General features: G+C 57.1%; 12 protein-coding genes, 1 tRNA gene and 1 pseudogene. 4 read left to right on the top strand and 10 right to left on the bottom strand.

Going from position 1 to position 12,793, the window contains the following annotated elements; all coding sequences use genetic code 11:
- Positions 1–169: 169 nt before the first annotated feature.
- The 3 genes and pseudogenes from HQ912_RS09470 to HQ912_RS09460 all read right to left on the bottom strand — a co-directional run bounded on the left by HQ912_RS09470 (position 170) and on the right by HQ912_RS09460 (position 1,987).
- Positions 170–1,336 (bottom strand): hypothetical protein, encoded by a 1,167-nt coding sequence (locus tag HQ912_RS09470; RefSeq protein WP_173406705.1) that lies wholly within the window; start codon positions 1,334–1,336, stop codon positions 170–172.
- Positions 1,337–1,479: 143 nt separating this feature from the next.
- A pseudogene (locus HQ912_RS09465) lies at positions 1,480–1,694 on the bottom strand (hypothetical protein).
- Positions 1,695–1,897: 203 nt separating this feature from the next.
- Positions 1,898–1,987, bottom strand: a tRNA-Ser gene (locus HQ912_RS09460).
- A 307-nt stretch (positions 1,988–2,294) separates the two neighbouring features.
- On the opposite strand from HQ912_RS09460, the gene HQ912_RS09455 reads away from it, so the two are divergent.
- The 3 genes from HQ912_RS09455 to HQ912_RS09445 all read left to right on the top strand — a co-directional run bounded on the left by HQ912_RS09455 (position 2,295) and on the right by HQ912_RS09445 (position 5,107).
- The gene (locus HQ912_RS09455) at positions 2,295–2,984 is read left to right on the top strand and encodes a crotonase/enoyl-CoA hydratase family protein (RefSeq protein WP_047228241.1); all 690 of its coding nucleotides are present in this window, start codon (positions 2,295–2,297) and stop codon (positions 2,982–2,984) included.
- 214 nt (positions 2,985–3,198) lie between these two features.
- Entirely contained in the window at positions 3,199–3,921 is a 723-nt protein-coding gene (locus HQ912_RS09450) for a lysophospholipid acyltransferase family protein (RefSeq protein ID WP_047228240.1), read from the top strand.
- A 214-nt stretch (positions 3,922–4,135) separates the two neighbouring features.
- Complete coding sequence (locus HQ912_RS09445; RefSeq protein ID WP_047228239.1) at positions 4,136–5,107, top strand: magnesium and cobalt transport protein CorA; 972 nt, start codon at positions 4,136–4,138, stop codon at positions 5,105–5,107.
- 99 nt (positions 5,108–5,206) lie between these two features.
- On the opposite strand, the gene HQ912_RS09440 is transcribed toward HQ912_RS09445, so the two are convergent.
- From HQ912_RS09440 to HQ912_RS09430, 3 genes are all read right to left on the bottom strand, one after another.
- Positions 5,207–5,941 (bottom strand): amidotransferase, encoded by a 735-nt coding sequence (locus HQ912_RS09440; RefSeq protein WP_047228238.1) that lies wholly within the window; start codon positions 5,939–5,941, stop codon positions 5,207–5,209.
- A gap of 90 nt (positions 5,942–6,031) precedes the next feature.
- Positions 6,032–8,176, bottom strand: a complete 2,145-nt coding sequence (locus HQ912_RS09435; protein WP_173406704.1) for a 3-hydroxyacyl-CoA dehydrogenase NAD-binding domain-containing protein — start codon at positions 8,174–8,176, stop codon at positions 6,032–6,034.
- Positions 8,177–8,201: 25 nt separating this feature from the next.
- Positions 8,202–9,407, bottom strand: a complete 1,206-nt coding sequence (locus tag HQ912_RS09430; protein ID WP_173406703.1) for an acetyl-CoA C-acetyltransferase — start codon at positions 9,405–9,407, stop codon at positions 8,202–8,204.
- 617 nt (positions 9,408–10,024) lie between these two features.
- Between HQ912_RS09430 and HQ912_RS09425 the strand changes: the two genes are divergently transcribed.
- On the top strand, positions 10,025–10,837 hold the full coding sequence (locus HQ912_RS09425; RefSeq protein WP_173406702.1) for a c-type cytochrome: 813 nt from the start codon (positions 10,025–10,027) through the stop codon (positions 10,835–10,837).
- A 95-nt stretch (positions 10,838–10,932) separates the two neighbouring features.
- On the opposite strand, the gene HQ912_RS09420 is transcribed toward HQ912_RS09425, so the two are convergent.
- From HQ912_RS09420 to HQ912_RS09405, 4 genes are all read right to left on the bottom strand, one after another.
- Entirely contained in the window at positions 10,933–11,274 is a 342-nt protein-coding gene (locus tag HQ912_RS09420; RefSeq protein WP_047228234.1) for a ribonuclease E inhibitor RraB, read from the bottom strand.
- 201 nt (positions 11,275–11,475) lie between these two features.
- Positions 11,476–11,712 (bottom strand): hypothetical protein, encoded by a 237-nt coding sequence (locus HQ912_RS09415; protein WP_047228233.1) that lies wholly within the window; start codon positions 11,710–11,712, stop codon positions 11,476–11,478.
- Between the two features lie 138 nt (positions 11,713–11,850).
- Positions 11,851–12,459, bottom strand: a complete 609-nt coding sequence (locus tag HQ912_RS09410; RefSeq protein ID WP_047228232.1) for an START domain-containing protein — start codon at positions 12,457–12,459, stop codon at positions 11,851–11,853.
- A 37-nt stretch (positions 12,460–12,496) separates the two neighbouring features.
- Positions 12,497–12,751, bottom strand: coding sequence for a YkgJ family cysteine cluster protein (locus HQ912_RS09405; protein ID WP_047228231.1), 255 nt, complete (start codon positions 12,749–12,751; stop codon positions 12,497–12,499).
- Between the last annotated feature and the right edge of the window lie 42 nt (positions 12,752–12,793).

Here is a 12,793-nt window from a genome sequence, read left to right as displayed (position 1 = left end):
AACACTGAATCCACTGTGGCCACCGCTTTCGGCAAAGCCAGGAGGTTATGCAATGGTGGTCCAGTCCTGGGGGTACTGGTTTCCAAGGCCTTAAAAGAAGGCCACCACGCCTAGGCCAGGTGTGAGGGCCGATTGACCATAGGGCGGAATTATAGGAGCGGGAGATTAATTATTCGGCCAAAAGATATCCCCAGATATGATCTTCCAGAGTGAGAGAAAACTCTTTATCTTTTGGATAAAGATGAGCGTAGAGAAACTCCTCATTAACATCAAAGCCCGACACAACTCTATCGACGGTATAATAATAATCTTCTTTTACATACTCAACGATAGCAGAGGTCGTAGACGGCCGCTCAAATATTGGCTTATCAATATAAATCATAGGCGTAGGACCAGATTTCACTCGCTTCGGCCATTTATGCCCATCATCAAACGCTTGCTTCTTTAAAAGAAAGTCCAAAACAACATCCAGGCAGTAATTGAAATTCTCTAAACTGAGTTCATTAGCAGCAAAATTTGTATCATAATCGAGATGCCAAACCCCCTTTTCTGTCTCTACGACTTTGGGAGTAAGCCGTCTGAAATTTTCCACATCAACGGTGCTTACCCCCCACTCCATACAATCTGTTTTTAACTTCTCATGATCAACTTGAATGTAATCTGCGGGAGCTTTAACGTTCGCCTCTATCCAAGCCTTGTTTCTAGTCCAAGGGTAAGCTTTCCTTCCGCCGCCCAACATCCCGAGCAAGCCAAAAAATCCGTTGCTAGACTCCTGCTGTCTAAATGAGTAAATGCAGTATTCACGCTCATATGATAGGAAAAAAGCTTTCCTCAACAGAGCCAGTGCTTGCAGGTATCCACCATTGCCAGCGACATCTATCGCCTCTTTGAGAAAATCTTTAGAAGGACTATCTTTAAGAATATCGGTTAAAAATATTTCTTGCAGTTTTGATCCAATCACATGCTCTAATAAAGCATCCGTAAAAACTATTGCCGTACTAAAATAATTGATAATAGAAGCCGGCTCCGACAGCTGCCCGTAGTGCTTAGAAATAACTCTCTGCTTATTTAGCGCTTTAATCGTCCCAGACTTCACCACTGGAACCTTTAATTTTTTCAGCTCGCCCAACAGCTCATCAAACGACTTTGACTCCAAGCTCTTTTGATCGCCTGCATCAAGCTCATCAAGAACGGCGAGAACTACTAATTCAACAAAATCCTGAAGAAGTATTATACCCGCAGTACAAGAGTACTTATCACCCGAGTTAACGAGGGATTTGGTTTTTTCAAATATTGCCTTTGCCACTAATAGTGTGCTTAGAGTTGAGCTTTTCACTTCGCCTCCCTTCGTTGCATTTGAGAGCTGAATTTTTCCCGAATTTCGCAGCCCGTCCAAACTCAAGATTCACTGATGAAAGTATCTCATTAAGTTTGAATTTGGCAAAAGGCAAATCATCCGGAGATTCGAAGGGCGACTCTCTATGAGCGCCGTAGTCGAATAATCGCATCTGTAATTGCTTTAGCATTTTTATCGAGGGTTTCCCTGGCCACCGCTGCATTTCTGCAACAGTCACTGCGCCATTTTCTGAAAGCCATCTCGTAACCTCCTCTATTGCACCCAGAGCATGCTGGTTGTGTAGAAGCAATGTCAGAGCATCTGCCGTGGCGATGTTGGAGTCTGAGTTATTTGGCATAGATTCGTCCTTGATCGAGGCGTCTGCAGAGACTAGTCCATCGCAGCCGGATCATGCCCAATCAATCAGTCACGACGCTCTGTTTTTTGCACTAAAATAGCGCACCAGTCCCATGTCAGTCCCATATGGCCATTTTTTGCATGCCAAAAACCACAAACCCCCGACTTTCTCTAGGAAAATCAGGGGTTTGTGTTTGCAGAATGTGGCGGTGAAGGAGAGATTCGAACTCTCGATACAGTTTCCTGTATACACACTTTCCAGGCGTGCTCCTTAAGCCACTCGGACACTTCACCGTGTCTCGGCAAACTGTTCAGTCTGTCGAGGCGCGCTAATGTAGTCGAAAGCTTTTCCGATGGCAAAGGTTTTTTTCAGAATTTTCATGCGGTTAAGGTGGTCGGGCATTTCAAACGCGTCCGGGCATGGCAAACCGGCCAATCTTCGGGTTTGTGTGTGCAGTGTTCCATGGAGCAAGGCGCGGGCGATGGGGCGGCCAGGCGGTTTGTCGGGGCTGGGGGCTGACCGGTGAGTCAGTCACAGCGCTTTACCTGGCCTGCGGCGGTGGGTAACGTCTGCGTCACTTCTCTTACAAGGAATAGCGCCATGAGCGACCTGATTGCCTACCATCTCGAAGACGGTATCGCGACCCTGACCTTGAACAACGGCAAGGTCAATGCCATCTCGCCGGATGTGATTGCCGCGTTCAACACTGCGCTGGATCAGGCTGTGACGGATCGGGCGGTGGTGATCATTACCGGGCAACCGGGGATTCTGTCCGGTGGTTATGATTTGAAGGTGATGACCGCCGGTCCCAAGGAAGCGGTGAGTCTGGTCACGGCCGGCTCGACCCTGGCCCGTCGCCTGTTGTCGCACCCCTTCCCCGTCGTTGTCGCGTGCCCAGGGCATGCGGTGGCCAAGGGAGCGTTCCTGCTGCTGTCGGCGGATTATCGCATCGGTGTCGATGGGCCTTTCAGCATTGGCCTGAACGAAGTGCAGATCGGCATGACCATGCACCACGCCGGTATCGAGCTGGCCCGCGATCGCTTGCGCAAGTCTGCGTTTCATCGCTCGGTGATCAATGGCGAGATGTTCAACCCGCAGAGCGCGGTGGACGCCGGCTTCCTCGACAAGGTGGTGTCGACCGATGAGCTGCAGGGTGCGGCGCTGGAGGCCGCGCGTCAGTTGAAGAAAATTAACATGACCGCCCACAAGAACACCAAGCTGAAAGTGCGCAAGGCCCTGCTGGAGACGCTGGACAGTGCAATCCTGCTGGATCAGGAGCACATGGGTTAACTTGCCTCAGCGCAAAACGAAAAGCCCGACCGCTGTGTCGGGCTTTTTCTTACATGCTCTGTTTAAAAACCGACAACCGCTCTAGCCTGCTTCTGACACGCTAATCGGAAACATGCGCTCAAACATCGCCCATCTCCTACCTCTATAGCGGCAATTGCCGAAAACAGTGCACATCCGTACACTGCGCCACCTTTTGTCCCGACGGGGCCTGTAGATGCTGTTTTTATTGCGTATGTTGTTGATGGGTGTGCATTTTGTGCTGGCGGGTGTGCTCGGGGTGATCCTGGGGTTGTGTCGGCCGTTCAATCCAGACAACAGCCGTTTATGCGCCAGGTTGTATGCGTGGCCCGCCATGTGCATTTTGCGTCTACGGGTGAAGGCCGAGGTCGACACGTTGGTAAACAAGTCCCAGAGCTGCGTGATCATTGCCAACCACCAGTCCAACTATGACCTGTTCGTGTTCGGCAACGTGGTGCCCTACCGCACCGTGTGCATCGGTAAGAAGAGCCTGAAGTGGGTGCCGTTGTTCGGGCAATTGTTCTGGCTGGCGGGCAATGTGCTGATTGACCGGGGTAACGCGATCAAGGCGCGCCAGTCGATGCTGACCACCACTCACACGTTGCAGCACGAGGACACATCGATCTGGGTGTTCCCGGAAGGCACGCGCAATCTTGGCGAGGATCTGCTGCCCTTCAAGAAAGGCGCGTTCCAGATGGCGATCGCCGCCGGGGTGCCGATTGTTCCGGTGTGCGTCAGCAGCTACATCAAGCACATGCGCCTCAATCGCTGGCGAAGCGGCGACATCCTCATACGCTCGCTACCGGCCATTCCCACGGCGGGATTGAGCCTGGATGACATGCCCCAGCTCATCGCCCAGTGCCGTGAGCAAATGCGCGAGTGCATCGCGGTGATGGACCGGCAGGTGCAGGCTGTTTAACGAGCCCGTTAAACAATAGCCAGCCGGGCACATAACCCTGTGGCGAGGGGGTTTATCCCCTCCCCACAAAAGCCCGCACAATTCTGATTCCACCTGTAGGGCATTTGACTCTACCGGCGAACTCGGTGGATTTTGCTGACTCTCAAGCAGCAGGGCACACTAAGCTACAGATTGCCTGCCACTGCCATTTTCCAAGAAGAAGTGAACCACCATCATGGGTAGAGTCGTTGCTGCTGCGGTTTACAGCGCCGGTAAGAAAGTCACCAACATCACCCTCGACGAAGGCAGCGCCTGGGCAGCCAAACCGGGCCACTTCGTATGGATCGGCCTGGAAGAGCCCAGTGCCCAGGAACTGACCAACCTGCAACGTCAATTCAACCTGCATGAATTGGCGATTGAAGACGCGATGGAGAAGCACAGCCGCCCCAAGCTGGAGACCTTTGGCGATGCACTGTTTATCGTCACGTATTCGCCGGTGCGCAAGGACGGCAAGCTGCAGTTCATTGAGACTCATATCTTCGCCGGCAACGGCTACATCATCACCGCCCGCAATGGCCACTCGGCGTCCTACGCCCACGTGCGACAACGCTGTGAGGCGCGGCCTATTCTGCTGGAGCACGGGGAAGATTTCGTTCTCTATGCCATCCTGGATTTCGTCATTGAAAACTACCAGCCGGTGGGTGAAGCCATTCACGCCGAGATCGATGAACTGGAGCGCAACGTACTGTGCAGCTCCCTGAACGAGCGGGATATTCAGAACTTGCACAGCTTGCGCCGTGACGTATTACGCCTGCGCCGTTATGCAGCACCGATGGTGGAAATCAGCGAAGAACTGCAAAGACTGGACTTTCCCTTCATCGACAAAAACATGAGCCCGTACTTCCGCGATGTGCAGATTCATGTCACGCGGCAGATGGAAGACCTGGCGACTTTGGCGGACATCGCCAGCCAGACCATTGAAGTCGGCGTGCTGCTCGAAGCGTCGCGCCAGAGCGTAGTGCAGCGCAAGTTCGCGGCGTGGGCGGCGATCCTGGCGTTCCCCACGGCGGTAGCCGGAATCTATGGGATGAACTTCGAGAACATGCCGGAGTTGACCTGGCACTACGGGTACTTTCTGGTGCTGGGGTTTATCGCGGTGGGCTGTACCGCGTTGTGGGGGAGCTTCAAGCGCTCGGGGTGGTTGTAAGCGAGCTTGTAGGCGGTTGAGGCTGGCGTGACATTCATCGCGAGCAGGCTCGCTCCCACACTTGATTACCTGTCTATCAAGTGTGGGGGCGATGGTGTTTTAGTCTTGGGCCGCTGCGGTTTCAGGCTTGTGCGCGACGAAACGCATCATCCACTCAGCCACTGTAGTGCCGTGATGCGCCTGCTCAAGACTGGCCATGCCTTGGCGGTAGATCTGCTCACCCAGATGTTGCTGGCGAATCTCCAGCAGCGCCCGGGAATAATCGTGGATGAATTCCGGGTGGCCCTGGAAGCACAGCACCTGATCGTTGATGTGGTAGGCGGCGAACGGGCAAAAATCGCTGGACGCGATCACCGTGGCGTTTTCCGGCAGCTCGGTGACCTGGTCCTGGTGACTGATCAGCAGGGTCAGCTCTTCCATCACCGGGCTCATCCATGGCGCCTTGGCCGCGAGCTTGTAGCGGTGGGTGCCCACGCCCCAGCCTTGAGTGGCGCGCTCGGCCTTGCCGCCCAGCAACAGCGCCAGCAGTTGATGACCGAAGCACACGCCCAGCAACTTGTCGCCTCGCTGGTAGCGATCCAGCAAGAAGGTCTTGAGGGTTTGAATCCAGGGGTCGGTGCCGAAGGAGTCGGCTTTGCTGCCGGTTACCAGGTAAGCGTCGAACGACTCATCATCGTTGGGGTATTGCCCCTGCATCACGTTGTACACAATGAACTCAGCCGCGACGGGCTGTTGTGAAAACAGGCGCTGGAACATCTGCCCGTAACCCTGATATTGGTCGATCAGTTCCGGACGCAGGGTATCGGTTTCCAAAATGCAGATGCGCAGCGACATAAAAAATACCTGACACGATGATGGGAATATTGCACACCCCCTGAGCGTGCCTTGAAATACCGTCCCAAGGCAAGCCCCTTCCCCTGTCAGTCAGAACAGTTCTTGCCTGGCGGCTTTCTCCAGCAACAAGGCCGGTGGTGAAAATCGCTCGCCATACTGCTCGGCCAGATACTGAGCGCGGGCGACAAAATCCCGCAGGCCGTACTGGTTGATGAACTGCAACGCACCGCCGGTCCAGGCGGCGAAACCGATACCGAAAATCGAGCCGACGTTGGCGTCCGCCGTGGAGGTGAGCACGCCCTCCTCTACGCAGCGCACGGTTTCCAGAGCCTGGATGAACAGCAGGCGATCGCGGATGTCCTGTGGCGAGATCTGCCCGTCGGCTTTCTCGAAACGATGCTTGAGCTCCGGCCACAGGTGTTTCTGCCCGTCGGCCGGATACTCGTAGAAACCGGCCCCGGCGGCTTTGCCTGGCCGCTTGTATTCGTTGAGCAGCAGGTCAATCACGGCGAACGCCGGGTGCTCGATCGGCGTTTTCCCTTCCGCTTGCAGGTCTTTGGCGGTTTGCGCGCGGATATGGCTCATCAGGCTGAGGGAAACTTCGTCAGAGATCGCCAGAGGCCCCACCGGCATCCCGGCCTTGCGCGCCTCGGTCTCGATCATCGGCGCGCTCACGCCCTCACCCAGCATGGCGATGCCTTCGTTGGTAAAGGTGCCGAATACCCGGGAGGTGAAGAAACCACGACTGTCGTTGACCACGATCGGCGTCTTGTTGATTTGCAGAACGAAATCGAAACCTCGTGCCAGGGTCTCGTCGCTGGTGCGGGCGCCCCTGATGATTTCCACCAGAGGCATTTTCTCCACCGGGCTGAAGAAATGCAGGCCGATGAACTTCGTCTGATCCGGTACAGCCGTCGCCAGGCCGGAGATGGGCAGGGTCGAGGTGTTGGAGGCGAGCACCGCGTCCGCCCCAACAACCGCTTGGGCAGCGGCTGTGACGCTGGCTTTCAGGGCGCGATCCTCAAACACCGCCTCAATGACCAGATCGCAACCGGCCAGGTCCGCGTCGCTGTCAGTGGTTTGAATCCGCGCCAGCGTGGCTTCGCGCTGCTCGACGGTAAGCTGCCCGCGGGCGATCTTCTTATCCAGCAGCGCCGCCGTGCGGGCCTTGCCTTTCTCGGCGGCGGCAAGGCTGACGTCCTTGAGCACCACCGCAATCCCGGCCCTGGCGCTGACGTAGGCGATACCTGCCCCCATCATGCCGGCACCGAGTACTCCGACTTGTTGGGTCAGATAAGGTGCAAAGCCCTGCGGGCGCGAACCGCCGGCCTTGATTTCGTTGAGCTGGAACCAGAAAGTGCCGATCAGGTTCTTGGCCACCTGGCCAGTGGTCAGCTCAGTGAAGTAGCGGGTTTCGATCACGTGGGCGGTGTCGAAATCCACCTGGGCACCTTCCACTGCCGCGCAGAGAATTTTCTCCGGCGCGGGCAGGCAACCCTGGGTTTTGTTGCGCAGGATCGAAGGTGCTATCGCCAGCATTTGCGCGACTTTCGGGTGAGACGGCGTGCCACCCGGGATCTGATAGCCTTTCGCATCCCAAGGTTGGACCACGCTGGGGTTGGCGAGAATCCAAGCCCTGGACTTGCTCAGCAGGTCCTCGCGATCCACCGCCAGCTCATCGATCAGACCGGCCTGCAGCGCCTGTTGCGGGCGCACCTTCTTGCCCTCGAGCAAATACGGCAAGGCTTTCTCCAAGCCAAGCAACCGCACCATCCGCACCACCCCGCCGCCACCTGGCAACAGGCCGAGGGTGACTTCCGGCAGGCCAATCTGCACCGACGGGTGATCCAGCGCCACACGATGATGGCAAGCCAGGCAGATTTCCCAGCCGCCGCCCAGGGCCGCGCCATTGATGGCCGCCACCACCGGTTTTCCCAGGGTTTCCAGGGCACGCAGTTGCGCCTTGAGCCCGAGCACCATTTCATAGAATGCCTTGGCTTGGGGTTTACCGACCTTGACCAGTTCGTTGAGGTCGCCGCCAGCGAAGAAGGTCTTCTTGGCCGAGGTAATGATCACCCCGGCAATCGAGTCTTTTTCGGCGGTCAACCGAGCGACGCAGGCAGCCATGGCCTCGCGGTACGTCGCATTCATGGTGTTGGCGCTCTGGCCTGGCATGTCCAGGGTCAGGACGACGATCCGGTCCTGGCCGGTTTCGTAACGGATGGCATCGCTCATGAAAAGTATTCCTTGAAATCGGGGCTCAGAGACGTTCGATAACAGTGGCAATGCCCATGCCGCCGCCGACACACAGCGTCGCCAGGCCATAGCGCAGGCGACGCGCCTCCAACTCATCGAGCAAAGTGCCGAGGATTGCGCAGCCTGTAGCCCCCAAAGGATGCCCCATGGCAATGGAGCCGCCGTTGACGTTGACCTTGGCAGGGTCGATGGCCATGTCCTTGATGAACTTGAGCACCACTGAGGCGAACGCTTCGTTGACTTCGAACAGGTCGATGTCCTCCACCCGCAGCCCAGCCTTCACCAGGGCCTTGCGGGTAGCCGGCGCCGGGCCGGTGAGCATGATGGTCGGATCGGTGCTGGTGACAGCCGTGGCGACGATCCGCGCCCGCGGTTGCAGCCCCAGCGCCTGCCCCTTGGCTTCGGAACCGATCAGCATCAGCGCCGCTCCATCGACGATGCCGGAACTGTTGCCCGGCGTGTGGACATGGTTGATCCGTTCCACATGGCTGTAGACCCGCAGCGCCGTAGCGTCGAAGCCCATCTGGCCCATGGCTGCGAAACTCGGCTTGAGCTTGCCCAGGCCCTCCAGAGTCGAGTCCGCACGGATGAATTCGTCGTGATCCAGCAGCACGATGCCATTCTGGTCCCGCACCGCCACCAGGGATTTGTTGAACGAACCGTCGGCCCGGGCCCGGGCGGCCTTTTGCTGGGAGTGCAGCGCGAAAGCATCGACGTCCTCGCGGCTGAAGCCCTCCAGGGTTGCGATCAGGTCAGCACCGATGCCCTGAGGTGTGAAGTGGCCCTGCAGGTTGGATTGAGGATCCAGCGCCCAAGCGCCGCCGTCGCTGCCCATGGGCACGCGAGACATGGATTCGACACCTCCGGCCACCACCAGATCCTCGAACCCGGAGCGCACTTTCATCGCCGCCAGGTTTACCGCTTCCAGGCCCGAGGCGCAGAACCGGTTGAGCTGCACGCCTGCCACGCTGACATCCCAATCGGCGATCAGCGCGGCGGTCTTGGCGATGTCGGCGCCCTGATCACCTATCGGCGTCACGCAACCGAGCACGATATCGTCAACCTGACTGGTGTCCAGGCCCATGCGCTGCTGCAGGGCGGTGAGCAGGCCGCCCACGAGGTTCACCGGCTTGACGCTGTGCAAAGCGCCATCGGCCTTGCCCTTGCCACGGGGGGTGCGTAATGCGTCAAAAATCAAAGCTTCGGTCATGACATCCTCAAACCACTGGGACAATGCAATGGCTCCAACCATAAGCCCAGCGGCCCGAGATTCAATGACCGCAGTGCTCAACGACGTTGACGGCCACGCTCAGACGAACGGTAGCATGCTATCGGGTTAACCGATTCAGGTGAGCAAAGTGTCTAGCAAAAGGGCCTTCACGAAGGTGGCACTAGGCCTCATACCACTTTAAGAGCGGACGGCAGCAAACTAATACGAATTGGATCTAAGCCAAGGCGGCTGCGGCCCCTAATGTAATCCTTGTACAAGATAGTCATCGGGTTTTGCCGAGGCGCTTGTCAGACAGGAAGTGCAACGCCAGCCGTCAGGAGATATGCAGGCTGGCCTCAGGAAATAACAAAAAAGGCGGGTCAGCCATGTTCAAACATTCGAAAGTTCGCCAAGCCGGACTCATTCTCTTCGCCACGACGCTGCTGTTGATTGTGCCGAATATCACCAAGGTGATCGGCTGAATCCGGCGCGCGGGTGCCTGTACCATCGGCAAGCGGTAGCGCTTGTATCATCAAAAAATGTGACGAGTTCGTTGTTCGAGTCGCGGTGGCTGTGCCAACCTTTGCGGCACTCCCTCGACATGGAAGACGACCCTCGTGAAAGCTCTCATTGTGTTCGGCGCGCTGCTGCTCAGCACGCCCTTGTTTGCCGCGCAGCTGGTGCTGGAGCTGGGCACGACTGCCCGTACCTGGCAAACCGAAGAACTGCTCCAGCATCCTGAAGCCCGAACGATCCAGATCGCTGAAGACGTTTCCTACAAAAAGCCGATGAATTATCGCGCCGTGCCGCTGACAGCGCTGTTGACTGGCGTCGAGCCCGACGACCATCTCCAGGCCGTGGCGCTGGACGGATTTGCCGCCGAATTGCCCGCAGCACCGTTACTCAACACAAACGGCGCGCGAGCCTGGCTGGCGATCGAAGACCCGGCCCACCCCTGGCCCCCACTGGGTGAAGGCAAGGGCAGCGCCGGGCCCTTCTATCTGGTCTGGACCACCCCCCAGGCAGGTCACATCAGCCCCGAACAATGGCCGTACGCGGTGGCGACCATCAAGCGCCTGTCAGCGGTAGCCGAGCGCTTCCCTGCCCTGCTGCCAGCACCCACGGTGACCCAGGATGACCCGGTCTATAAGGGCTTTGAACTGTTCCAGAAAAACTGCCTGGCTTGCCATCGGCTCAACGGCGCAGGCGACGCGCAGTTTGGCCCGGACCTGAACATCCCCTTCAATCCTACCGAGTACTTTTCCGGGGATTTCCTCAAGCGCTATATCCGCGACCCACAAAGCCTGCGTCGCTGGCCCCAAGGGAAGATGCCGGCGTTCTCGGCCACCGTGCTGCCGGATGCGGAGCTGGATCTGCTGGTGGGGTATCTCAAGCACATGGCGGGGCGTAAACAGCCGTTGGCCCCATGAAGTCGGTTTTGTGCCTGAGGTGACCCGGTGGGAGCACACCTATGAAAACGGCCGACACATGGGTCAGCCGTTGCTCGGGTTGCGTGAATGAACGGTCAGGCGTGCAGGCGCCGTATTTCCTGTTTGACGCCCCACCCCTCGATGATGCCACCCAAAGGTTCCACTACCGCCTCGAAGTTTTGTTCGAAGTCTCCAATGTCATCGTAGGTGGCGTACATCACCCGGCTCAACTCCAATGACCAGGCGCCGTCATCCCGTGCGCTGATCTGTGCATTCAATGACTCACCCCGAAATTGACCTGCCGCCCTGCGCGCCCGCTCCTCATCCGGGAAAATGGCGTAGAACTCGATGGGATGGAATTGTGAGAAATCGAAACCGCCTTCTTTCATGCGGCGAAGCACACTGGTGCTGATGTCTTCTTGATAGGCTGTGCTCATGAAACGTCCTCCTCAAACCGATGGATAGACTTTCCGTCTTCCCGTGCGGGCAACCCTTGGGTTGCAGCGATACGGCATCAAATTACCGTCGGGACACAAGCATGTAGCTGACAAGACCGGACCTAAGCGATCCTTTCGCTGATCTCAATTGCAGAGTAGCTGCAAGTAGTGGTCACTGCCAAGCGGGGCCAGGCAGTGACTTCATGAAATCGGTGTAATGCTGATGATTTCGATACTGTGCTGGGATTTGAGATTCTTGACCGTAGGGTCTGCGGTGCGGCCCTCCAGGTCATTGAGATCAAGCTTGGCGGGTACGGGGAGCAGCTTTTGGCGAATCAACTGCGCAGCCTGCTCCATCGTGGGCTCCTGTTCATAGTCGAACCGCTCGGCGATGGCTTCGCCGTGATCATCAACGAAAGTGATTTCCCACTTTTGCATCGGTGTCTCCTCGATCAATTCAGGGCCTGGCTTACCTCTATCTCGACATTCAGGGCTGAACAATCGTTCCGCTCAGTCGTTGGACGGCTGCCATAAAAAAAACCGCCTCACGGGCGGTTTTTCATGCAGCGTCGGCGATTATTTCTCGGCACGTGCTTTCAAGGCTTTCAACGTATTGAACGGCGCATCCACCACGAACTTGTTGGCCAGCCAGGAAGGAACATCGCCACCTGGTTCGGTGTGGACCTGATAGATCACTTCGACCTGACCGGCGTCCTTGGGCGTGAATTTCCAGAAGCCTTCAACTTGAGTGACCCGCACAAAACCCTTTTTTTCAGGCCGGTAGGTTGGCACGCCCTTGAGGTTGCGGGTCAGGCTGCCATCGGCACCTTTGACGGTGGTCACTTGCAACACCGAGTCCCGCGGGGTAACCGGCCAGGGCGTGTTGAACTGGGTGTAGGTCCAGCTCTGGTCCCCTTCATGCTTGAGCAGCTCCTGGCTCTTGCATTCGTGAATCCAGGCACAGGCAGCCGAAACGTCTTCCTGAAGCGCTTGCAGCTTGGCCATGGTGGTTTTCATGACGGTCACGCCTTGGTAGGCCTTGTACTTGGAACCGGCCACTTCACTGAGGGAAACCTTGATGCCATCCTCTTCCTTGGCGACTTTCCAGTCTTCTGCCTGGGCGGTAGCCGTTGCCAGCAGCACGGTCAAACCACACAACACAGCCATACGATGCAGCGAACCCATAGTTTTTTCCTTGTTATCGAAGTTCCGAACTGGCCCATTACGCTGCCGTGATTTGCTCCCACCAACCGATCAGCCGGATGGCGTCTTCAGAGCTGTTGCCGCAGACCTCGATGTCGGCCTCGAACGCCGAGCACACCCTCGGTCGCTCCGGCTGGCCGAATATCTGGCACAGGTTATCGACTGACAGCTGCACACAACGTTCGCCCGCCGGCTTGCCGTCGGGCATGCCAGGAATCGGCGAACTGATGGAAGGGGCGATGCAGCAGGCGCCACAGCCTTCGCGGCATTTCATGACGACAACATCCTCACGACAAGTAATGATTAGTAACAGAAC

The sequence above is a fragment of the Pseudomonas sp. MPDS genome, from assembly GCF_013283895.1.
In the GTDB taxonomy this organism is placed as follows: Bacteria; Pseudomonadota; Gammaproteobacteria; order Pseudomonadales; family Pseudomonadaceae; genus Aquipseudomonas; species Aquipseudomonas rhizophila.
The sequence above is the reverse complement of the archived record's forward strand: the minus strand, read 5'-3'. Positions and strand labels throughout refer to the sequence as shown.